Source organism: Bacillus sp. BR3(2024) (genome assembly GCF_039134555.1).
Taxonomy (GTDB): domain Bacteria; phylum Bacillota; class Bacilli; order Bacillales; family Bacillaceae_G; genus Bacillus_A; species Bacillus_A cereus.
This window is the reverse complement of sequence record NZ_CP152433.1, coordinates 1,392,242-1,413,929: the sequence shown is the minus strand read 5'-3', so window position 1 is coordinate 1,413,929 and position 21,688 is coordinate 1,392,242. Positions and strand designations below refer to the sequence as shown.

The following is a 21,688-nucleotide window of genomic DNA, read 5'->3' as shown; positions in this document are numbered from 1 at the left end:
TATTCCCATTAAAAATTAAGTTCTCTCCAGTAATTCGACAACACACCATCTACATTTTCCAACCCTTTTTCAATTACACTTTTTACGAAATGATATTTTTATATAATACTAATTCCATTCTCCACTTTATATTACGAAAAAGAATAGAACAAAAAAAAATCAACCGAATGGTTGATTTTTTATCTCCTACTATAATGCGCAGTATCAATACCACGCTGCATTAACCAATGATATGTTTCACCCTTTACAACAAGAGGTACAGATTGCAACTCTTCTATCGTCTTCGCACCAAGAGCTGTCATTATAAATTTCAAATCTGTATGTAGAAGCTCAATTTCATCTACTAACTTCTCGATACCATCTTGCATTAAAATACGTAAAAAATAACCAGCAAACGCAGTTGTATTCGCCCCTAATGCGATTGCTTTCGCTACGTCAAGCGCTGTTTGTATACCCCCAGATGCAATAAAAGAGAGGTTATTATTTGTAGAGGTTGCTTCAATAATCGAGGTTGCTGTTTGTATGCCCCAGTTATTAAAATAAGAAAGCATTCGCTGTCTTCTTTCGTTTTCAACAGCAGCAAAATTCGTACCACCTTGCCCACCAATATCAATTGCTGTTACACCTACGTTCACTAACTGTTGCATTGTTTCCTTACTCATCCCAAATCCAACTTCTTTTACAATGATAGGAACTTTACTATTTAAAACAATTTTCTCAATGCGCTGAAGTACTCCAGTAAAATCACGGTCTCCTTCTGGCATCGTTAACTCTTGTATGACATTTAAATGAATTTGTAATGCATTCGCTTCAATCATATCAACGGCGCGCTCTGCCTGCTCGATAGTTGCCTCACTACCTAAATTAGCAAAGAAAATACCATTTGGGTTTACCTTTCTAATCACCTTATAAGAAGCAGCTTCACTTTCATCTTTTAACGCCGCCATTTGCGAACCTACAGCCATAGCAAGGTTATGATGTTTCGCTACATATGCTAATTGCTCATTAATATGTAACGTTTTCTCTCCTCCACCACCAGTCATCGCATTGATAAAAATCGGCGAACTTAGTGAAAGTTCGCCGATTTTTGTTTCACATGTTATTGTGTCATAATTTGAATTTGGCAAGCTTTGATGCACAAAATCAATATCATGAAAGCCATGCGTACGAGACTGACCAGTAGAAAGAGCGTATTCAATATGATCTAATTTACGTTTTGCCCTTACCACTTGTACCCCTCATTATTTCTTTAATTTTTTCAGTTGTTCACCAATAATATCACTTAATTGGAAAGTAGCAGAATCAGCATTTGGCTCATACTGACTATAATCTTCAGTTACATTATTTTCCTCAAGCGCTTCTTTTATACTTAAAGAAATACGTTTCTCTGCTACGTGAACTTCAAGTACTTTCACTTTTACTTCTTGTCCCATTTCCAATACTTCATTCGGATTTTTCACGTGACGATTTGCAATTTGAGATACGTGTACAAGCCCTTCAACGCCCGGTAAAATCTCAACGAATGCACCAAATGTAACAAGGCGTTTTACTACTCCCTCACGAATATCTCCAGCTTTTATTTCGCCAGCAACGTTTTCCCAAGGTCCTGGTTGAGCTGCTTTAATTGATAAAGAAATACGTTGTGTATCAGCATCAACAGATAACACCTTTACCTTAACCTTTTGACCTTGCTCTAACACTTCAGAAGGTTGCTCTACACGTTCGTGTGAAATTTGTGAAATGTGAACTAAACCGTCCACTCCACCAACGTTAACGAATGCGCCAAAGTCAGTTAATCGTTGTACTGTTCCTTCAACAACGTCCCCTTCTTTTAATGAAGAAATTGCTTCTTTTTTCTTAGAATCTAGTTCTAATTCTACTACCGCTTTATGCGAAAGGATTACACGATTTTTTTCACGGTCTAATTCAACAATTTTCACCGCTAATGTTTTACCTTTATAGTCAGTAAAGTCTTCTACATAATGTACTTCTACAAGTGATGCTGGAATAAAACCGCGAACACCAAGGTCCACAACTAATCCGCCATTCACAATATCTTTTACAGTAACATCAAATACATGACCAGAAGTAAATTTCTCTTGTAGTTCTACCCATGCTTTTTCTGCATCAACAGCACGTTTAGATAAGACAAGATCATCTTCTTCTAATTTAATAATTTTCAACTCTAGTGTTTGATCTAATTCTACAACATCGCTTGCTTTTTCAATATGAACGTTAGCTAATTCACTAATTGGAATTACGCCATCTGTTTTGTATCCAACATTTACAAGCACTTGTTTCTCTTCAACCTTCGTTACAGAACCTGTAACAACGTCACCAACTTGTAATTCTTTTGAATCCATAACTTCTTCATTCATTTTCTCTACCATGGAAATACCTCCCTACAGAATTGACAAAGCATTTTTTATGTATATACGAAATGAAAACAAAGTTTTCATTTGCATGTTTAAGAATTTCTCATCACATACTCTTTTTCAATAACATTCACAAGAAAATATATTAAACCTATATAAATAGTATACAGCAAAACCAGCTTGAAAAAAGTATGTTTTGAAATATAATAGCGAATATATTCTGACAGTTTTATTCCTCTTTAACTAACTTCTTACAAATCAGCTCATTTGTCAAGGAAAGAGACTCACAATTCACGTATCCTTTACATTTCTATTTAAACAAAAAAAGAAAGAGGACTATCCCCTTTCTTTATTTCGCAAACACTCCAGAAACAATGCTCATAATTTTTTGGACAACTTCTTCAATTGATAAAGAAGTCGTATCTAATTCCAATGCATCATCAGCCTTTTTTAGTGGAGAAACTTCGCGTTCTGAATCTAATTTATCACGCTGAGCAATTTCTTCTTTTAGCTGCTCTAAATTAGAATCGAAACCTTTATTTAAATTTTCTAAATGTCTTCTTTCCGCTCTTTCTTCAACAGAAGCAAGCATAAAGATTTTCACTTCAGCATCCGGTAATACATGTGTACCAATATCACGGCCGTCCATTACAACGCCGCCTTTTTTCGCTAACTCTTGCTGACGACGTACCATTTCTTCACGAACAAGGCGATGTTTCGCTACAATAGATACTCGATTCGTCACATCAGGTGTACGAATTACTTCAGAAACATCTTGTCCATTTAAAAATACAAGCTGTGTATTTTCTCCTTGCTGAAACTCAATATTTACATTCTTTACAACTTCCATTAACTGCTCTTCATTTTCAATGTCTACTTTTTGTTCAAGGGCTGCATATGTAAGCGTACGGTACATTGCGCCTGTATCAATATAAACGTAAGAAAGTTCCTTCGCAACAACTTTTGCCACTGTACTTTTCCCAGCAGCTGCTGGACCATCTATAGCAATTGAAATTCGTTTATCCATTGTAACACCTCATTTTTTCACTTATAAAACAAAACGAAAAGCAGGTGTTCACCCTGCTTCTTCTCATTTGCTTCACGTCATTAAATCCTCAATTATTGTAGCATAATCCTTCATAGAAGAAAATGAAAACTACCTATTCACCTGCAAGATTTCCACTTTGTTTTTTACCATGACACCCTCATAATAAACAATTTTAGATAAATATTTCACTGATGACTTATGTATAAATAACAATTGCACAACAGAAAGACAAATGAATTGTATTATTAATATACGAATAAAAATTCTCTCCATCTTTTTCACCGGAATTCTTCCCTCCTATACTATATTTGCACATTTCGTTTCATGATTTTATACATCGTACATATAGCAGTTAATTTTATTGTCATTTTCGAGGCATACTTTTATACATTTCCATTGTCGAATTTACTCAAAACATGTTATGTTCTAAATGTATTTTTTTACTTGAAAGGGGTATAAGCATTGAAAAGAATCCTAGTTTTACACACAGGTGGAACAATTGCAATGGAGGAAGATAAAGAAACTGGGGTCGTACAACCAGGTGAAAAAAATCCTCTTTTAAAATTCATTCCTGATTTAGAAGGCGATGTTGATTTAATCGTTGAAGATGTGTTCCACCTACCATCTCCTCATATGACACCGAGCGAAATGTTACAATTACAAGTCATCATTGATGAAAGAGTAAAACAAGACAACATTCATGGCGTAGTCATTACGCATGGCACGGATACATTAGAAGAAACAGCTTATTTCTTAGATTTAACAGTACAAGCAACTATTCCGATCGTAGTGACAGGTGCAATGCGCTCTAGCAATGAGTTAGGTGCTGATGGTCTATATAACTTCTTATCAGCTGTAAAAGTTGCTAGTTGTGATGAAGCTGCAGAAAAAGGTGTTTTAGTCGTATTAAACGACGAAATTCATTGCGCTACAAATGTAACGAAAACACATACAAGTAATGTTGCAACATTCCAAAGCCCACAATACGGACCAATTGGAATGGTAACAAAACGCGGCGTTGTCTTCCATCACGCTTTAGTACATCACGAAACATATACGATAAACAAAGTGTCTAAAAATGTAGTTGTTCTAAAAGCATATGCTGGCATGGATGATACATTATTAGCAGCAATCGAAAATCTTCCTGTAGACGGCATTGTTATCGAAGCTCTTGGACAAGGTAATCTCCCTCCAAGAACACTACCTAGTCTAGAAAGATTATTAAATAGAGGTATTCCTGTCGTATTAGTTTCTCGCTGTTTCAACGGTATCGTTCAAGACGTATATTCGTATGAAGGTGGCGGTAAACACTTAAAAGATATGGGCATTGTATTCACATACGGCTTAAATGCACAAAAAGCACGCATTAAATTACTTGTTGCATTAGAGAATACAAATTCTCATGAATCCATTCAAAATATGTTTATGCACGAATAAAAAGGAGCTGTCGAGGTTTTCCCGACAGCTCCTTTTTATTTTTCTCTTGATGCAATGGTTTGCGCAATCGCATCTCCATGAAATCTTCCGTTCTCGATAAATATTTCATTTGCATTATTTCCAGCAGCAATGACACCTGCAATGAAAATATTTTCAGCATTCGTTTCCATTCTATCCTCTGTATAAATTGGACGTCCTGTTTCTTCATCAATCTGAACACCCATCTTCGTTAAGAAGCTATGATCAGGATGATAACCAGTCATCGCAAATACAAAATCGTTTTTGATTGTAAGAGCTTCACCATCAACTGTAAACGTTAATGTATGCTCAGTAATTTCTTTCACATGAGCCCCAAAATGCATTTGAATTGTACCATTTCGTACTAACGCCTCAAATTCCGGCAAAATCCAAGGCTTTATGCTTGGTGAATACTCACTTCCACGATACAGTACCGTTACACGTGCACCAGATTTAACAAGTTCTAACGCGGCATCTACACTCGAGTTTTTCCCACCTATAACTACTACATCTCGATCAAAATAAGGATGCCCCTCTTTAAAATAGTGAGCTACTTTCTTCAATTCCTCACCTGGAACATTCATATAATTTGGATTATCATAATATCCAGTTGCTACAACAATATATTTCGCTATATATATTTCCTTACTTCCGTCACGCTTTGTCGTCTCAACCTGAAAAGCTTCTCCATCTTTTTGAACTTTCTCCACTCGCTCAAAAGCATTTACACGTACAGATTTACGTCTTACTACTTCACGATAATACGCAAGCGCTTGATTTCGAACTGGCTTACGATTTTCTGTAATAAAAGCTACATCACCAATTTCTAATTTTTCACTAGAAGAGAAAAATGTTTGATGAGTTGGATAATTATAAATGGCATTTACAATGTTTCCTTTTTCAATTACTAACGGATTTATCCCTACCTTTTGCAACGAAATTGCAGCCGCTAATCCGCACGGACCGCCTCCGATTATAATAACTGTTTCTTTCTGCATACTCGTCCACTCCTAGTCTTCTACCAATACACTATTTATAAAAACAAGAAAAAACCTACTTACAGCAGTAGGCACCTATCTTTATTGTATTCATTTTTCATATATTTGTCATCTAAACGAAACGTACATCCGATAGACATCTGCTAAAAACTGCTGAAATTTAATACCTTGTTTCCCTAATACATTCTCAGGATCAATCTTTCTAGCTGGATCAAGCGTTTTATGTGACACGATATCTTTTTTCGGATTTAAGCCAAAGTTTTGGCATAAATACGCATGATACCATGTAAAACGATTATATGCTTCCCAAAAGTTAACATCACCACCATAACAAAGTTCCACTCCAATGGCCGCCTTATTCGCGTCATAGCCATATAAGTCATTATCCGTCGGCACACCATATCGAACATGATACGCAACTTCATTTATAGGAATAATCTCCAATATTGTTTTATCATCTATAAATGTATGCGCCGAAGCTTTCGGTTGTAATTCATTAAAGTAATCTCGATTCCCTATCGCATTGCTTCCAGGATTCCCCGTATCATGGCTTACAATAAATCTCACTTTAGTCAGAGGAATCCCCGGTCGTGAACTTCCATATCCAATATAGTTGCGCTCTATAGGAAACATCGCCATTGCTACCAACTCCCGCTCTAGAAGATTACCTTACTTCCTTATATATGTATTCGGTAGCAATGTCCTTATCGCATATTTCTTACGCGAAGAGAAAATCGAAAATATTTGAAGTGAACACCATAAACAACAAGATACTTACAGCCACTCCATAAAAACCGTAAAACCAAACACAATCTTCTTTCGTATCTAAACCGAAAAATTTATTTACCGATTGTAATAATGTGCCACGCTTGCTTTGTTTGTTTCGTAATACTTCCACTCGCTCTACAACATCTGCTGGCATCATAAATCTTTGGTCTACTGTCATTTTCATCATTTATCTCTCCTTAAAATCATTTCCGTTTTGTTTATCTAAGGAGAGTATAGCACGTTTGTTCGTATAGAACAAGCGTTCTTTTTATTTTTATTTTATTTTTCAGCAAGCCAAGTAAAAATCGAGATTACAACGGCAATAATCGGCCCTACTACAACCACACCAAATACCAAAAACAGTAACCCTTCCCCGAACATCCGAACGGTACTTATTTTTCGAGCTTTCATCGTTCTTGCAAGTTCTCCCTCTAACCTCTTAACCTTCTCTTCTAATTGTTCTACTCGTTCCAGCATTTCATTCTCCATATACAACACCTCATTTAATACTTCAACAAAAAAACGTGATTCCCTCGAAAGGAAATCACGTTTTCTCAAGATATAATATTTTATACCCAACCTCTGAAGCGGCTTGCTTCAGCCATTTTACGAACACCAACCATGTACGCCGCTAAGCGCATGTTCACTTTACGAACTTGTGCTGTTTCATAAATAGAATCAAATGATCTTACCATTACTTTTTCTAAACGTTGTTCTACTTCTTCTTCAGTCCAGTAGTAACCTTGGTTGTTTTGTACCCACTCAAAGTAAGATACTGTTACACCACCAGCACTTGCTAACACGTCTGGAACAAGCAAAATTCCGCGATCTGTTAAAATTTTAGTCGCTTCTAATGTTGTTGGACCATTTGCAGCTTCAACAACGATTTTCGCTTTAATATCATTAGCATTTTCTTCTGTAATTTGGTTCTCAATTGCAGCTGGTACTAAAATATCGCAATCAAGTTCTAACAATTCTTTGTTTGAAATTGTATTGTTAAATAGCTTTGTTACTGTACCGAAGCTATCACGACGGTCTAATAAATAATCAATATCTAATCCGTTTGGATCATGTAACGCGCCGTAAGCATCTGAGATTGCAATAACTTTCGCACCTGCATCATGCATAAATTTAGCTAAGAAGCTACCAGCATTACCGAATCCTTGAACAACAACGCGTGCACCCTTAATATCAATGCCACGTTTTTTAGCAGCTTCGCGAATACAAATTGTTACACCTTTCGCTGTTGCTGTTTCACGTCCATGTGATCCACCTAATACAAGCGGTTTACCTGTAATAAATCCTGGTGAATTAAATTCATCAATACGGCTATACTCATCCATCATCCACGCCATAATTTGAGAGTTTGTGAATACATCTGGAGCTGGAATATCTTTCGTCGGACCTACGATTTGGCTAATTGCTCGTACATAACCGCGGCTTAATCTTTCTAACTCACGGAATGACATTTCACGTGGATCACAGATAATTCCACCCTTACCTCCACCATATGGTAAATCAACAATACCACATTTTAAACTCATCCAGATTGAAAGTGCTTTCACTTCATTTTCTGTTACATTCGGATGGAAGCGAATTCCACCTTTCGTTGGACCAACAGCATCATTATGTTGCGCACGATATCCTGTAAATATTTTAACAGTCCCGTCATCCATACGAACTGGTATTTTCACTGTCATCATACGAATTGGTTCTTTTAATAATTCATATACTTCGTTTGGATAACCCAATTTTTCTAACGCTTCACTAATAACAATTTGTGTTGAATTCAATAGTTCAAAATGTTGTTCCCTTTGTTGTTGTGTTTTTGTTTGAGTTCCCTTTTCGGCTACCATAGTAAGTAAACCCCCTGTAATTTCACTTGTTTAGTAAACCTTCATTGCCTAGTATACACCCTTAAATTTGGAATGCAATAGAAAACGCTAACAAATATATACAAACTATTTTCTGTTGCAAGCGTTTTCACTATTATTATAGTCCTTTTATTACTTTTAGAAAAGTAAAATACTTAAATATTTAAATATTTTTTATTTTCATCAACCACCCTCCCATAAAACTGCATATTTTATTTTCAAAAAGTATGTTCGAGTATTTACAATCATCCCTTCCCTTCTCCAAATAAAAACAAAACCTCAGCTATGTTGTATTAGCTGAGGTTTTGTTTTTTCACAAAGTAATTGTGTATTTGTTCTATCGCGTTAACATCCATTAATTCTTTACCGTACTCCATGATGCGATAAATGGTTGCTGTAGACGGATTACCGTATTCCGCTAAAATAGCTATAAAATCCGCCTTTAACAATTGAATTTGTTCCTCTTCTTCCACCCAAAGATAGAAGCGCTCATCCCACGTATATAGCTTTCCGCCAGTTACACCAAGGTTATATAAGCGATTCGACAGGTTAATTACGTCATCTAGCGTAGCAAACTCATATAATATATGCTCACTTTCATCTAGAGTCACTTGCATTTCAATAAACTCGTCACGGAACTCATCATCTGTATCCATTTCTTGATTTTCTTTCGTTACAATTACAACCATCCCTTGTGCTTGTAGAGAAAACACTTCAACTGCAATCGGACCATCTGCTTCAAACCCTAATTCCTTATTTGCTTCTTGCATCATATCACGAAATAATTGCTGTACTTTCGGTGCATTTCTCCATAAATCTTCTTTCGTTAATCCTCGTTCAGATAAATCATCAAATGTTAGAAAAATTTTTATCTTATTGTAATTTAATCGTTCCAGCCTCATCTCATACCCTCCCTACGTAACCAATGCATCTAATTTTTATTATATGAAATAGAAAATAGATGGTTCTTTTCGAACAACTATTCCGACATTTTTAACCATCCATCCCATTCTTCTTTCGTATCACCAATTAAGATTGTTTCAATGTCCAACTGGTTTAGAACGCCTAGCTTTCCGATAAATCCAACAGAAAGAGATTCCCTTTTTTCTTGTAATAAATTTATAAAGTTCATCGTCTTTTTCATTTCTTGTTCGTCAGCAAAAGATATAAATACATATTTCGGCTGTATTTCCTCTACCGCTGATAACATACCATCTTCAGCTAAGCTTGTCCTAATATATATCGCCTCATATCCTTTTAAGCGTAAATAAGTTGAAAAAATAAATCCTTTCAATGCATCCTTTTCTAACACAATAACTTTGTGTAAAGAGGAAAACATTGAGGCATTGTGATACACCATCCCTAGACGCGTTTGTAAAAATGATAGTGCATATTGAAATTGCACCATTGAAATCTCATTATTATTTTTTGACGTTAATAATTTGTCTGTCACTCGAAGAACGATACTGGCAACAACCTTTTCTGTTGAATATATACTAAAAGCTTCGTTTAATAATGCAGCAATTGTAATTTCATCAAATTTTAACAAAGCTTGTAGCAAATCGTCCACTAAAACAACTTCTTTATCGAAATGTATCTCTTTTTGAACTGTACTCTGCAAACGATTCTCTTCTAATAACTGAACTGCTTGTCCAATCATCATACCGGAAGAAACTTTTTCCATTAACCATTTTAAAATTTGAATATGCTCTTCTGTATATAAGCGATGCCCAGCTTGATTCCGCTTTGGGGCAATAATTTGATATCGTCTTTCCCATGCACGAAGCGTACTCGGCTGAACTCCAATTATATTCGAAACGGCTTTTATATTATATTTCCCACTAAGAGTTGGCATCATTTCCCTCCGCACAATGTAATGATATGTGTTTGAGCAGGTGCTCGGAAACGAAGTGGTATCAATGTTGTTCCATACCCATTACTAACAAAGAGAATCGTATTCAAATGGTTATATACGCCACCTTTTAAATATTTTTTAGATGGGAATAATCGGATTTGTCCTCCATGCGTATGTCCACTTAACACAAGTGAAATCTGTTCATTTCCAGACATTTTTTTTATTATATCAGGGTTGTGACTAACTAGGATACGAAAACCATCTTCTTTACAATCCGCCAATGCCAAATCTAGACGATCACGGTGCAATCCAACATCATCTATACCGAGCAAACAAATTTTCTCTCCTAATTCAGACTCAAATACCACTCTTGTATTATCTAAAACTTTTACGTTATTTTCTAATAATAACGCATCTAATTCATGATATTCTATCTCATAATCATTGTTTCCCCACACAAAATATACAGGACCTATCTCTCTTAACTTTTGAATATTCGCAGAGATTTTTGATAAAGAGACACCTTTCTCTGCTAAATCTCCTCCGATAATTACGAGATCTACTTTTCCTTTTACTTGTTCAATTAACAAATTCGAAATGACCCTTCTATGAATATCAGAAATAAAAAACACATTTACTTTTTGAAAACTTTTCGGAAATTCTTTAAATACTAAAGTATGTTCCAACACCGTATTACGCATCGCTTCTTTATACATCACAAAAAGTAATAAAATCCCCATGCCTATGAGAGTACTGAATAATATAATCCATATCATATTTTTGACTCCCTCCTCATAAAGATAATCCTAGGCTTTTATAACAAACTGTGATCGCTTAACTCGCTAGCTTTCTTGCTTTGTGGACTTATCTTTTATCGGAATTTTTAATTCTTGACCTGCACTCACTTCATCTTCCTGCAAGTTATTATACTTTTTAATTACTTCAATTCCATTTCCATCTGAAAAATATTGCTTCGCTATACTTTCTAAAGTTTCTCCCTCTTTCACAGTATGCGTTATTACTTTTTCAGAATGTTTCTGCGACTCAGATTTAGCTGAATCAAAGAAGATTACTTCAAACGCACTTTTTCCAGCATTATTACTATCACCCTTCACCTGAATATATTTATCCGTGTACCACAAAATACTAATCGGCAGAAGAATGAATAGAAATGTTAAAACCCGGACGAAAATGTGATTTATTTTAAACTTTTGTTTTTTCTCTTTATTTCTATGAATTTCACTACGCGGCGGTAAACTTTCTTTTTCTTCCACTCGCTCAACTTCTAATTCCTCTTCAAAATCAGGAATTCGTTTCCTCATGTTGTTCACCACCACCTTCCATTTATTTTCTTAATTGGAGTCCCATTATAAAATCAACAAGAAAGTGTGCAAAGATTGTTATAAACAAATTTCCTGTCCATTCAAATACATAACCAAAGACAAAACTAATAAAACAGACGAAACAAAATAAAAATGGCTTTGTTATATAACGAATATGTAACACTGCAAATACGAAGCTCGCAATTACAATTCCAAAATGAGTCTGTACTACACCTCTAAATAAAAATTCTTCTGCAAAACCAATCAAGAACGTAATAACGAGTAAGTGTAGAACGGACATTCCTCGAAACATCTTATCGTTAATACCACCATCATCAAACCATGACTCCGGAAACACTCGCATTGCAACATAATCTAATAACACAATACCAATCGCTAACAAACCACCTATAATAAGTATAGATACTGGTTCCCATTTCCATAAATTAAAGACTTCTTTTACATCTTGAAATAATATATATGCCAGTAAACAGCCAATACCGATAATAATTAACTGTGTTATATATAGATTCAGCCTTATTTCCTGCGGACTCATATCTTCAACATTATGCCTTTGAATGTTCATCATTCCTCCATCTTTTCTAGGCCGAAAAGCTTTTGTAACTCTGTTTCCCAATTATAGTCGAAATCCGATTGTTGCGCTCGTCTTTTTTTATAATCTTCTTTGGTAATACCGCAATAATCGCAGCAATTAATTAACTCTTGCTCTTTCCTATAACCGAACTGTTGCAGCACATATTCACGTCTACACCCTTTAACTTGTATCCATGACTTCATATTTTCTAGCTCACTATATTTATTACGCAACCTTATTTCTACTTCAGCTATTAATCGGTTCATGATTTCATCTGACAAACCTTCTAATAATAATCTTCGTTGTTGTATAATTCCAACCTGTTCGAGATGATAACGAACGAAACGCCAATATTGCTCATTAAATCTTGCTGCATTATAACAAATTTCTTCTACATCTTCTATTGGTAATTCCTTCGTTTGAAATATTCTTTCTTGTAGTAAAGAAAATAAAAATTTTATTTGTGACTTACTTGGCAATTCATCCTCAATGATTGAAATTGGTAAATCATGATCCAACGGACTACATAATAAAATAGCTATACTCGGTTCGCCATCTCTTCCAGCTCTTCCGATTTCTTGTAAGTAAGAGGCTATATTAGTTGGATAATGAAAATGAATAATATATCGCGTATTCGCCTTATTTACCCCCATACCAAATGCACTTGTGCATATTACAAGTTGCAATTGATCGTTCATAAACTGCTGTTGAATTAACATACGCTCTTCATGTTCCATACCACCATGATAAAAAGCTACACCAGTAACACCTTTCCCTCTCAAGTATTCCGTTAACCTTTCTGTCCACGCTCTACTTGAGCAATATACAATCCCCGGCCCTTGTAAATACATCACCTGCTCTAAAAGCGCCTCTTTCTTTTCTTCTATCGTCTCTACAAATTGCACATCCATTGCAATATTAGGACGATCAATAGAGTATACATGTTCCGCGGCACCCTTTAAATTTAAACTATCTGCGATATCCTGCAGTACCCCTTTTGTCGCTGTGGCTGTCAATGCTAATACTGTAGGAGAACCAATATTTTCAATAACTACATTTAGTTTTTTATAGTCCGGTCTAAAATCATAACCCCATTGAGAAATACAATGAGCCTCATCAACAACAAATAATGAAATATGAATTTTCTTCAATTCCCTAATTAATAACTCCGACTGCAACATCTCTGGTGAAACAAAAATAAATTTATATGAAGATAATTTTTTCATCGCTTCTCTTTTTTCATTTAATGTCCGAAAACTATTAAATGCTATCACTCGGTTTTTCACAACATACTTTAATTGTGTCACTTGATCTTCCATTAAAGATAATAACGGTGATACAACAAGCACTGTTCCTTCTCGCATAAGCCCCGGAAACTGATAGCACATAGATTTCCCTCTTCCAGTCGGAAGCATTGCTATCACATCTTTTCCTTCTAATAAATCTGTAATTACTCCTTTTTGACCTGGACGAAATTCAGAATATCCAAACCACTTATATAAATATTCTTCAAGTTTCATTTACACCCTCCATCCGCGCTAATACAAGACGAACTTCAAAATAAGAGATATCTTCTCCAACCGCTTGTTTCAAAACACGTAACTTCCGCGTTTGCAATGCTTCAATTACTTTTATTACTTTGTCTATCTTTTCTTTTTCCATAAACATTTCAATAGAAAAATCTTTTTCTCGCAAAGCAATTTCAACAAAATGATCTTCTATCGTTGCAACCTTTAAATTCCGAATCGCCGCTATTTCTTCTAAAGAACGTCCTTGTCTCCAAAAATTATATGTTTTTTTCGTGGATAAACTAAATAATTCAGCTCTCTCATTTGGATAAGATATAATTTCAGCTAATAGTGGAAATTCATTTTCTTTATCACGAACTTCTTGTATAAAGAAATGTATTGTACCCCAAAATAAAAAATACACCCTGAATATATCTTGTTTCGTAATTTCTGCTAATTGTTGCAATGTACAACCAATGCGTTCATAACCCGTTAATCGATATGTTACAATCGTCGCTTCTATCGCATTACTCTTTTCTAAAAGATTATGTACTTCCGTCCATAGTTTTCTCGCCAACTCACTTCTCTTATATGGCCTTCCTGTTAGAAAACATTTCACCCACATCATTATTTCTGTATCTTGCTGAATTGGAATAAATCTCGTATTATTCTGTTGTAAATTTGATATGGTTTGAATAATTAATGATAATCTTTTCCAAAATGTTTCACCTAATTCACCATAATGTAAACCATGCAAATGCGCCGGAAAAGCATAAACTTCCTCCCATTTATGTAACTGCATTTTACCCGTAGGTGTTAACACATATGTATTTTCATGTATTTCTTGAATAAAATCCGCTTGCAACAACTTTGCAACTTCACCATCATAGTCATTTCTATTTAATGATTTATATATTCCGAACAAAAAAGAAACTCGGAACATATTTCCATCTTGTAAAGTTTGCGAAGAACGTTTGCCCTTTAGTAAATAATAAATAGAAGAAACGGTTCTTTCACCATTCAATTGTTTTAAACAATGCAACAAAGTATATTGTATTTGCATGACCGCTTCCACCTTCCAATCTTAACTTCATTCTTTTCAGTACAATTACACTATCTACTGTCGCTCATTAAACTTATCATATAAGAACTATATACTTGTATATATTCTATTGTATCAAACGAAATCATATTTACGTATTTTGAAAATCTTATGACATAATTCAAAAATAAGTTGACACTCTAATTGATAAGCATTATCATTATAATTTTATGTTGAAAAGTTTTACAAACCGTTTTACAATAAGGTTATAATTTTTATGGCGAGCTTTTCACATACATATTATCAGGAGGGAAAAAAGATGGCAAAATATACAATCGTTGATAAAGATACTTGTATTGCATGTGGTGCTTGTGGCGCTGCTGCACCAGACATTTATGACTATGATGATGAAGGTATTGCATTTGTAACATTAGATGATAACCAAGGTATCGTTGAAATTCCAGATGTATTAATTGAAGATATGATGGATGCATTCGAAGGCTGTCCAACTGACTCAATTAAAGTTGCTGACGAATCATTCGACGGAGACGCTTTAAAATTCGAATAGTCTTTTATTAACTTCAAAAAACGCCCCTCCTATTGATGAGGGGCGTTTTTTGTATCTAAATTTTATTTTCCTTAATAAAAAACCATTAGTAGTTTCACACTACTAATGGTTTTAGTATATATTATGCATTTTTCATTTTTGCAAACACCCATACTTTCAGGCGTGAGAATAATGCTACAAATACAATTGTTACAACAATCCCTTTAATTAAATTAAATGGTAAGATTGCCGTTACAACCGTTGTTTTTATAGCTTCGCTAGACATAGCTGGTGAATTTAAAAACCAAGTGTACGCCGGGAATATGATGATGTAGTTTAATACACTCATAATAAGTGCCATTGTAATTGTCCCTAGCATTAATCCTGTAGTTAAACTCTTCACAGTACGATACTTTCTAAATAAGAAAGCTGCTGGCCCAATAAATAAACATCCTGCAATAAAGTTTGCAATTTCTCCAACTGGTACTCCCGTTAAACTTCCTTGAATCCCGTAATGTAAAATGTTCTTTATCGCCTCTACAATCACTCCTGCTACTGGTCCAAAGATAATTGCCGCAATTAGAGCTGGTACATCACTAAAATCAATTTTCAAAAATGGCGGAAGCCCTGGGAACGGGAAATCCAACATCATTAGTAAATATGCAATACTACTTAGCATCGCTACACTCACCATCTGCACTACACTGTTTTTTTGTTTCATCTTTCTCTCTCCTTTTCCATCGATCATCTCATGGAAAGTGGAAAGGTTCTGCTATGCCTATTTTTTCATAGAACGAAAAAACCCTTTGTGTTTTACACAAAGGGAGAATTTAAGGCACATCAAACAGACGTTCAAATCCATATCTTTTTTGAACGCTTGAACCTCCATCTTCTCCCATCCAGACTATACTGTCGGCTTTGGAATCACACCAAATCCTGCCTTAACGGCTCGCGGGCTTAGAACAAAATCATAAATAGTTCATCACCGCCGGTCGGGATTTTCACCCTGCCCCGAAGATAGACCGATATTCTATTTTCCCCTTCATTATACAACAACCTCATAACATTGTGAACTAAAAAATTGTAACTTATTTAAAATTAGTTATTTATTTTTCGTAACAACAAATAAATTGCGAGATATTTTACAATACAATCCATATTTTTTATTATTCGGCATTTCTCTTTTGAATTACCTAGTCATATATAATTAAAAGTGATAAGATATTGAATTGTTAAGATAAGAACATTTTCTGAGTTATGGAGGAAATGTCATGAAAAAAGACAAGAGACATTCTATTCGAGAAGCAATGAAAAAAAACTTAAGAAAAGAATACTTTTACTTAAAAAAAGAATTACTTTTCTACTGCCCAATTGATTTAGGCACATTCTCAAACGAGACATACTATGCTACTTTCGATGAAGATGGCATCAGTATTTATCAGTATGATAAAAAAACAGAAAGTAAATTAAAATTGTGTGAGCGTCATCCGTGGAAGAGTTGGAATAAAGTGAAGATTGATCACTATTTGACAACTTCTCAATTTATTTTTCAGGGTGAGCGAAATTGGATCTTATCTCTTTTTCAAAAAGGAAAAGAAGCTCAAAAAATTATTGAAGAGCATACATCTTTACAAACAGAAGTTGTTTCCCGCTCTTTCTTAAAAAAACTTCCTGGTTTTCGTTCTAATACACCACTGAATAAATACATCGGTAGTATTTGTTACACTGCACTTATTGCATTTTTATTAAAATGGATGATTCCATTTCAAGCACCACAAATCGCCCTGTATTCTATCTCGATTGGTTGTATGCTTCTTGGCCTACTTTGTTTGACAATCGGTTTAATTGAACCGACTATCGTACTGTTTCGAACAAAAGAGAAAACAAGAACAAAAGTTTTTTACTTATATAGCTATTTAGCTATTTCTGGATTTATATGTGTCTTTATTTTTTGGTAAAAGAAGCCGTCCCAAAATAAATTTTGGGACGGTTTTCTTTTAGATATAGATGCTCTGATTCACTCAATAGTTCTAGCAAAAGCGCCCATATAATTTCATTTACATTGAATCTTATTTAAGAAGAACATAAATTTGTTCAAAGTTTAATTTTTGAAGCGTTTCCTTTACTTAACATATAATTGTTGATTAGGATAAATTAGCTCTTGCTGCAATCCATTTTTTTCTTTAATTTCCTTAAGTGTCATACTAAATTTCCGGGCAATACTAACTAAAGTATCCCCTTTTTGTACGACATATAATGACGAAGAAACAACTTCATTTCTTTGTTCACTTAAAACAAGCAATGGGTTCATCGCATTCTTTTTCGCCATCGTCCATCTTCCTTGATGAAGTTCTAGATGTAAGTGCGCACCTCGCGATTCTCCCGTGTTCCCTACTTCTCCAATTTTTTCTCCTTTGGAAATATAATCTCCTTGATCCACATATCTCTTATTTAAATGTGCATATACAGCTTCATATTCTCCGTGTTTAATAAATACAACATTTCCATAACTACTTGAATAATAAGACCTCGTTACCTTACCATCTTGGATAGCTGCCACAGGCGTTCCAATCGGCGCAGCTACATCAATACCATAGTGTTTTCCATGCCTTGTCCCAAAATAATCACTTATCTGACCTTCAACAGGCCATGTCCATCGATTTTCTTCTGCATAAACATGTAATTGAGATACAAACAGTATACTCAATAACATGACACCGCATTTTAAAACTTTCATATACATCCTCCGTTTTCTAATTACCACCATACCTTCTCTATTTTGGTATATTACAGAAAAAAGTATACAAAAAAAGAAAGTGAATTACTCCACTTCCTTCTCTTTCTTATCACGAAAAACTACTGCACTACGGTTATACTCCACATCTTTCACTTGTAATCGGGCATTTATTACTCGAGCTATCGCAAACAAATAATCAGATAATCTATTTACATACTTTAATACAACTTCATTTATTTTCACTTCTTTTTGCAATGATACTATAGAGCGTTCTGCTCTCCTTACAACAGTACGTGCAATATGAATAGTAGCCGCTGCCTCGCTACCACCTGGCAAAATAAAGCGTTCTAGTGGCGGGGCTTCTTCTATATATAAATCAATCTTTCTTTCTAAACTTTCAACCATCACAATTGTCACTTTATAAGGAATTTTTTGTTCCACTATTGCCAAGTCTCCTCCGCAATCAAATAGTTCATGTTGAATATTTTCGAGCTCATTGTAAATATCTATAAAAGCCCCGCCTTGAAGCTTAGTCATTGCATATCCAATATGAGAATTTGCCTCGTCTATTGTTCCATACGCTTCCACACGGATATCATCTTTATCAACCCTGCCACCTATTACACTTGTCGTTCCTTTATCTCCTGTTTTTGTATATAATTTCATTTCTTCACAGCACCTCTCTTGTTATTCTTTATTCGAGCAACATAGAAAAAAGTTCTACCATTCTTTATTTAATTGAGTTTACAAAAAAATAAAAAACAGCAGAACTTTATTCATTATCAACTTTAAAAACGCATATCTAAATTATACGATTCGGTAAATATACAGAGAATGTAGTTCCTTCTCCAACAACACTTGATACAGAAATTTTACCATCATGGCCTTGAACAATATTTTTCGCAATCGCAAGCCCGAGTCCTGTTCCACCCTTTTTCCCACGTGTTCTTGCTTTATCAGCTTTATAGAAACGATCAAATAAAAATGGAATATCTTCTTCTGGAATGCCTGCACCCGAATCTTGTACTTCAAAAATAAGACCGTTATTTTTCGTATCAATTACAAGCGTTACATGTCCGCCTGCATTCGTATGACGTATTGCGTTATCAATTAAATTCGTCAATACTTGTTCCATACGATCTGCATCAAACGGGTATTGTTCAATTGGACCTTTGAAATCAACCGTTAACGCGACCTCTTTATCCTTTGCAATCCCTTGGAATTTACGACCAATTTTTTCAACAAACGGATGTATATCCACTTCACCAATATGTAACTCTACATGACCGCTTTCCATACGAGCTAAATCTAACAATTCATTTACAAGTTTACCTAAACGAACAGATTCATCATAAATAATTTGAACAAACTCATCTATTTCCTCTTTCGTTTGCACAATATCATCTAAAATCGCTTCACTATACCCTTGCAGCATGACCATTGGTGTACGAAGTTCATGTGATACATTCGCAATAAAATCTTGACGCATCTTTTCAAGACGACGTTCTTCCGTCATATCTCGCAGCACTGCTACAGCTCCACGAATTTTCGTTTGATTGTAAAGCGGCGTCATAAGAACTACATAGTTCCCTTTTTGTAAATTAATTTCAACAACTTGTTGTTGTTCGCTTTCTACAACGAGATGGAATAATTCCACAAGTTCAGAAGGTAGTTTTTTACTGAGCTCTATCTCTTTTTCTTCTTGCCAAACTTGTAAGAAATGTTCGGCCGGCGGATTGATTACAACGACTTCACCTTCTTGATTTAACGTAATAACCCCATCTGCCATACTACTCAAAATACTTGCTAACTGCTCTTTTTCTTGTTGCAAGGCGTTCATATTAAACTTCAACTGTTTTCCCATTTGATTTAAGGCCGTTGCAAGCTCACCAATCTCATCCTGAGATACCATAGGAGCCTTTGCATCAAACTTCCCACGTGACACTTCAAAAGCAACCTCACGCATTTTACGAAGCGGTGCTGTAATCCGAGTAGATAAGAAGAACGCAAAGAAAGTTGTTAATATAATCGCAATTCCAGCCGATAAGAAAATAAAATCAGTTGTTCTTTCCATACCTTGTATCGGTACTTGTAAAGATTCATATACGAACACTGCACTTTGATTTTTTGATTGCACTGGTTTTCCGACGATCATAATATCATTTTCGGTGTTTTTATTCTTCCTACTATTAGACGCTTTTCTAATATTATTCTTAATTTCTTTTTTGTCTGTAAACAAAGCCGCTAATTCTTTATCTTCTTTTAAGTCATCCATTGTAAGAGTGACTAACCCTTCTTGTTTCGGTGAAGAAGAGATTTCTTTACCATCTTCTACAATAATAATCCTTGAAAGTGGGTCAGAGAATTTGTAAGCGATATTCTCAATCGTTTTTACATCGGCACCTTCTTCAATTAACTCTGAAACACTTGTTGCAACTTTTTGAAGCCTAGCTTCACTCATATCAACATAATACGTTCTAAAAAACTGTGAAAGTAAAATCGCAACAAATCCAAGAACAAACGAAACGAGAAGTAATATGGTCATCCATAACTTCCCTACTACACTTCTCCAAAGCATCAGTCGTTCACAACCTCAAATTTGTAACCTACACCCCAAACAGTAACGATCATTTTCGCTGCATCTGGTGATTTTTTGCTTAACTTCTCACGTAAACGCTTTACATGTGTATCAACTGTACGTAAATCTCCGAAGAATTCATATTGCCATACTTCTTTTAACAGTTGCTCACGATCGAATACTTTATCAGGAGCTTTCGCTAAAAATAATAGTAACTCATATTCTTTCGGCGTTAAGTTTACTTCATTACCATCTGCAGTAACACGGTGTGCATCGTTATCAATTGTTAAGTGCGGGAATACAGTAACATCTTTTGTCGTTGTATCTTGTGTAAAGAATGTTGTTGGTACAGCACGACGTAATACCGCTTTCACACGTAGTACGACCTCACGTGGACTAAATGGCTTTACAATATAATCATCTGTTCCAACTTCAAATCCTTGTACTCTATTTACTTCTTCACCTTTTGCTGTCAGCATAATAATTGGTGTCGCTTTCTTCTCACGAACCCCTTTACATACTTCAATGCCATCTTTACCAGGCATCATAAGATCTAATAAGATTAAATCGTAATCATTTTGCAACGCCATTTCTAAAGCTGTATCACCATTATCTGCTTCTTCAATCGTATATTGTTCTCTTTCTAAGTACATTTTCAATAAACGACGAATACGATCCTCATCATCTACAATTAAAATTCTTGATTCATTTTCCATCTCTACCCGCTGCGCACTCTCACCTCAGCGGTTCACACCTACCCTTCTTTAACTATTATGTTGCGCTATTCTCGTTTATTTAAGCAATCTTCTAAATGTTTCACTTCCCATATTATGCTTCACAAGAATAATAAATTTTGTTCAATTTTTTTCCAAAACTATGTATTTTTTTTGAACAGCATATAATGTCCTCGACATCATTTTACAAAATCAACCGCTACTTTGTCATGTTTTTCTCAAAAAAGAAGAAAAGTTGACAAAAATAAAATA

Annotated in this window: 24 protein-coding genes and 1 riboswitch; of the genes, 3 read left to right on the top strand and 21 right to left on the bottom strand. The window is 35.0% G+C overall.

Annotated elements, in window-relative coordinates:
• Nucleotides 1–179: 179 nt before the first annotated feature.
• The 4 genes from V7S45_RS07375 to V7S45_RS07360 all read right to left on the bottom strand — a co-directional run bounded on the left by V7S45_RS07375 (nt 180) and on the right by V7S45_RS07360 (nt 3,705).
• Complete coding sequence (locus V7S45_RS07375; RefSeq protein ID WP_000251036.1) at nt 180–1,229, bottom strand: type 2 isopentenyl-diphosphate Delta-isomerase; 1,050 nt, start codon at nt 1,227–1,229, stop codon at nt 180–182.
• 12 nt (nt 1,230–1,241) lie between these two features.
• Nucleotides 1,242–2,390 carry a 30S ribosomal protein S1 gene (rpsA, locus tag V7S45_RS07370; RefSeq protein WP_000229559.1) on the bottom strand — a complete coding sequence of 383 codons (1,149 nt, stop codon included), beginning with the start codon at nt 2,388–2,390 and terminating at the stop codon, nt 1,242–1,244.
• A gap of 334 nt (nt 2,391–2,724) precedes the next feature.
• A complete protein-coding gene (gene cmk, locus V7S45_RS07365) occupies nt 2,725–3,402 on the bottom strand; it encodes a (d)CMP kinase (protein ID WP_000361252.1) in 678 nt (225 codons plus the stop codon).
• A 129-nt stretch (nt 3,403–3,531) separates the two neighbouring features.
• Nucleotides 3,532–3,705 (bottom strand): YpfB family protein, encoded by a 174-nt coding sequence (locus V7S45_RS07360; RefSeq protein ID WP_000738057.1) that lies wholly within the window; start codon nt 3,703–3,705, stop codon nt 3,532–3,534.
• A 180-nt stretch (nt 3,706–3,885) separates the two neighbouring features.
• On the opposite strand from V7S45_RS07360, the gene ansA reads away from it, so the two are divergent.
• Nucleotides 3,886–4,860, top strand: coding sequence for an asparaginase (gene ansA / locus V7S45_RS07355; protein ID WP_000822010.1), 975 nt, complete (start codon nt 3,886–3,888; stop codon nt 4,858–4,860).
• A 35-nt stretch (nt 4,861–4,895) separates the two neighbouring features.
• Here ansA and V7S45_RS07350 read toward each other — a convergent pair whose 3' ends face one another.
• The 12 genes from V7S45_RS07350 to V7S45_RS07295 all read right to left on the bottom strand — a co-directional run bounded on the left by V7S45_RS07350 (nt 4,896) and on the right by V7S45_RS07295 (nt 14,861).
• Nucleotides 4,896–5,876 (bottom strand): YpdA family putative bacillithiol disulfide reductase, encoded by a 981-nt coding sequence (locus V7S45_RS07350; protein WP_001168522.1) that lies wholly within the window; start codon nt 5,874–5,876, stop codon nt 4,896–4,898.
• Nucleotides 5,877–5,984: 108 nt separating this feature from the next.
• Entirely contained in the window at nt 5,985–6,515 is a 531-nt protein-coding gene (locus tag V7S45_RS07345) for an N-acetylmuramoyl-L-alanine amidase (protein ID WP_001240655.1), read from the bottom strand.
• A 79-nt stretch (nt 6,516–6,594) separates the two neighbouring features.
• Complete coding sequence (locus V7S45_RS07340) at nt 6,595–6,831, bottom strand: DUF3961 domain-containing protein (protein ID WP_001983018.1); 237 nt, start codon at nt 6,829–6,831, stop codon at nt 6,595–6,597.
• A gap of 92 nt (nt 6,832–6,923) precedes the next feature.
• Complete coding sequence (locus V7S45_RS07335; protein ID WP_000426763.1) at nt 6,924–7,133, bottom strand: hypothetical protein; 210 nt, start codon at nt 7,131–7,133, stop codon at nt 6,924–6,926.
• A gap of 80 nt (nt 7,134–7,213) precedes the next feature.
• On the bottom strand, nt 7,214–8,500 hold the full coding sequence (gene gudB, locus V7S45_RS07330) for an NAD-specific glutamate dehydrogenase (RefSeq protein ID WP_000225173.1): 1,287 nt from the start codon (nt 8,498–8,500) through the stop codon (nt 7,214–7,216).
• Nucleotides 8,501–8,811: 311 nt separating this feature from the next.
• On the bottom strand, nt 8,812–9,420 hold the full coding sequence (locus V7S45_RS07325; protein ID WP_001235402.1) for a genetic competence negative regulator: 609 nt from the start codon (nt 9,418–9,420) through the stop codon (nt 8,812–8,814).
• Between the two features lie 77 nt (nt 9,421–9,497).
• Nucleotides 9,498–10,373: a MerR family transcriptional regulator gene (locus V7S45_RS07320; protein ID WP_001142718.1), complete on the bottom strand. Its 876-nt coding sequence runs from the start codon at nt 10,371–10,373 to the stop codon at nt 9,498–9,500.
• Nucleotides 10,373–11,149, bottom strand: coding sequence for a metallophosphoesterase (locus V7S45_RS07315; protein ID WP_000637791.1), 777 nt, complete (start codon nt 11,147–11,149; stop codon nt 10,373–10,375). The genes V7S45_RS07320 and V7S45_RS07315 overlap by 1 nt, the downstream gene beginning before the upstream one ends.
• A 66-nt stretch (nt 11,150–11,215) precedes the next feature.
• On the bottom strand, nt 11,216–11,695 hold the full coding sequence (locus V7S45_RS07310; RefSeq protein ID WP_001231553.1) for a LysM peptidoglycan-binding domain-containing protein: 480 nt from the start codon (nt 11,693–11,695) through the stop codon (nt 11,216–11,218).
• A 22-nt stretch (nt 11,696–11,717) separates the two neighbouring features.
• Complete coding sequence (locus V7S45_RS07305; RefSeq protein WP_001025780.1) at nt 11,718–12,281, bottom strand: CPBP family intramembrane glutamic endopeptidase; 564 nt, start codon at nt 12,279–12,281, stop codon at nt 11,718–11,720.
• Nucleotides 12,281–13,810 carry an ATP-dependent DNA helicase RecQ gene (recQ, locus tag V7S45_RS07300; RefSeq protein ID WP_000762973.1) on the bottom strand — a complete coding sequence of 510 codons (1,530 nt, stop codon included), beginning with the start codon at nt 13,808–13,810 and terminating at the stop codon, nt 12,281–12,283. Before recQ ends, V7S45_RS07305 begins: the two co-directional genes overlap by 1 nt.
• Complete coding sequence (locus V7S45_RS07295; protein WP_342761706.1) at nt 13,800–14,861, bottom strand: helix-turn-helix domain-containing protein; 1,062 nt, start codon at nt 14,859–14,861, stop codon at nt 13,800–13,802. The genes recQ and V7S45_RS07295 overlap by 11 nt, the downstream gene beginning before the upstream one ends.
• Nucleotides 14,862–15,159: 298 nt before the next feature.
• Here V7S45_RS07295 and V7S45_RS07290 point away from each other — a divergent pair, with 298 nt between their 5' ends.
• A complete protein-coding gene (locus V7S45_RS07290) occupies nt 15,160–15,408 on the top strand; it encodes a ferredoxin (protein WP_001151993.1) in 249 nt (82 codons plus the stop codon).
• A gap of 121 nt (nt 15,409–15,529) precedes the next feature.
• Here V7S45_RS07290 and V7S45_RS07285 read toward each other — a convergent pair whose 3' ends face one another.
• Complete coding sequence (locus tag V7S45_RS07285) at nt 15,530–16,108, bottom strand: ECF transporter S component (RefSeq protein ID WP_000810855.1); 579 nt, start codon at nt 16,106–16,108, stop codon at nt 15,530–15,532.
• A 162-nt stretch (nt 16,109–16,270) separates the two neighbouring features.
• A riboswitch (FMN riboswitch) is annotated at nt 16,271–16,410 on the bottom strand.
• Between the two features lie 248 nt (nt 16,411–16,658).
• On the opposite strand from V7S45_RS07285, the gene V7S45_RS07280 reads away from it, so the two are divergent.
• Complete coding sequence (locus V7S45_RS07280; RefSeq protein ID WP_000710837.1) at nt 16,659–17,345, top strand: hypothetical protein; 687 nt, start codon at nt 16,659–16,661, stop codon at nt 17,343–17,345.
• Between the two features lie 164 nt (nt 17,346–17,509).
• Here the strand turns inward: V7S45_RS07280 and V7S45_RS07275 are convergent, their stop codons facing one another.
• The 4 genes from V7S45_RS07275 to resD all read right to left on the bottom strand — a co-directional run bounded on the left by V7S45_RS07275 (nt 17,510) and on the right by resD (nt 21,418).
• The gene (locus V7S45_RS07275; RefSeq protein WP_000866117.1) at nt 17,510–18,124 is read right to left on the bottom strand and encodes a peptidoglycan DD-metalloendopeptidase family protein; all 615 of its coding nucleotides are present in this window, start codon (nt 18,122–18,124) and stop codon (nt 17,510–17,512) included.
• 84 nt (nt 18,125–18,208) lie between these two features.
• Nucleotides 18,209–18,790, bottom strand: coding sequence for a cob(I)yrinic acid a,c-diamide adenosyltransferase (locus V7S45_RS07270; protein WP_000781269.1), 582 nt, complete (start codon nt 18,788–18,790; stop codon nt 18,209–18,211).
• A gap of 136 nt (nt 18,791–18,926) precedes the next feature.
• Nucleotides 18,927–20,702, bottom strand: a complete 1,776-nt coding sequence (resE, locus tag V7S45_RS07265) for a sensor histidine kinase ResE (RefSeq protein WP_342761705.1) — start codon at nt 20,700–20,702, stop codon at nt 18,927–18,929.
• Nucleotides 20,702–21,418 (bottom strand): DNA-binding response regulator ResD, encoded by a 717-nt coding sequence (resD, locus tag V7S45_RS07260; RefSeq protein ID WP_000426861.1) that lies wholly within the window; start codon nt 21,416–21,418, stop codon nt 20,702–20,704. The genes resE and resD overlap by 1 nt, the downstream gene beginning before the upstream one ends.
• Between the last annotated feature and the right edge of the window lie 270 nt (nt 21,419–21,688).

Coding starts and splice junctions, on each gene's coding strand:
- V7S45_RS07305 (WP_001025780.1), bottom strand. CDS start 12,281: ATGAACATTCAAAGGCATAATGTTGAAGATATGAGTCCGCAGGAAATA.
- cmk (WP_000361252.1), bottom strand. CDS start 3,402: ATGGATAAACGAATTTCAATTGCTATAGATGGTCCAGCAGCTGCTGGG.
- recQ (WP_000762973.1), bottom strand. CDS start 13,810: ATGAAACTTGAAGAATATTTATATAAGTGGTTTGGATATTCTGAATTT.
- V7S45_RS07295 (WP_342761706.1), bottom strand. CDS start 14,861: ATGCAAATACAATATACTTTGTTGCATTGTTTAAAACAATTGAATGGT.
- resE (WP_342761705.1), bottom strand. CDS start 20,702: ATGCTTTGGAGAAGTGTAGTAGGGAAGTTATGGATGACCATATTACTT.
- gudB (WP_000225173.1), bottom strand. CDS start 8,500: ATGGTAGCCGAAAAGGGAACTCAAACAAAAACACAACAACAAAGGGAA.
- resD (WP_000426861.1), bottom strand. CDS start 21,418: ATGGAAAATGAATCAAGAATTTTAATTGTAGATGATGAGGATCGTATT.
- V7S45_RS07325 (WP_001235402.1), bottom strand. CDS start 9,420: ATGAGGCTGGAACGATTAAATTACAATAAGATAAAAATTTTTCTAACA.
- V7S45_RS07280 (WP_000710837.1), top strand. CDS start 16,659: ATGAAAAAAGACAAGAGACATTCTATTCGAGAAGCAATGAAAAAAAAC.
- V7S45_RS07310 (WP_001231553.1), bottom strand. CDS start 11,695: ATGAGGAAACGAATTCCTGATTTTGAAGAGGAATTAGAAGTTGAGCGA.
- rpsA (WP_000229559.1), bottom strand. CDS start 2,390: ATGGTAGAGAAAATGAATGAAGAAGTTATGGATTCAAAAGAATTACAA.
- V7S45_RS07270 (WP_000781269.1), bottom strand. CDS start 18,790: ATGAAATTATATACAAAAACAGGAGATAAAGGAACGACAAGTGTAATA.
- V7S45_RS07315 (WP_000637791.1), bottom strand. CDS start 11,149: ATGATATGGATTATATTATTCAGTACTCTCATAGGCATGGGGATTTTA.
- V7S45_RS07275 (WP_000866117.1), bottom strand. CDS start 18,124: ATGAAAGTTTTAAAATGCGGTGTCATGTTATTGAGTATACTGTTTGTA.
- V7S45_RS07345 (WP_001240655.1), bottom strand. CDS start 6,515: ATGGCGATGTTTCCTATAGAGCGCAACTATATTGGATATGGAAGTTCA.
- V7S45_RS07320 (WP_001142718.1), bottom strand. CDS start 10,373: ATGCCAACTCTTAGTGGGAAATATAATATAAAAGCCGTTTCGAATATA.
- V7S45_RS07335 (WP_000426763.1), bottom strand. CDS start 7,133: ATGGAGAATGAAATGCTGGAACGAGTAGAACAATTAGAAGAGAAGGTT.
- V7S45_RS07285 (WP_000810855.1), bottom strand. CDS start 16,108: ATGAAACAAAAAAACAGTGTAGTGCAGATGGTGAGTGTAGCGATGCTA.
- V7S45_RS07350 (WP_001168522.1), bottom strand. CDS start 5,876: ATGCAGAAAGAAACAGTTATTATAATCGGAGGCGGTCCGTGCGGATTA.
- V7S45_RS07290 (WP_001151993.1), top strand. CDS start 15,160: ATGGCAAAATATACAATCGTTGATAAAGATACTTGTATTGCATGTGGT.
- V7S45_RS07340 (WP_001983018.1), bottom strand. CDS start 6,831: ATGATGAAAATGACAGTAGACCAAAGATTTATGATGCCAGCAGATGTT.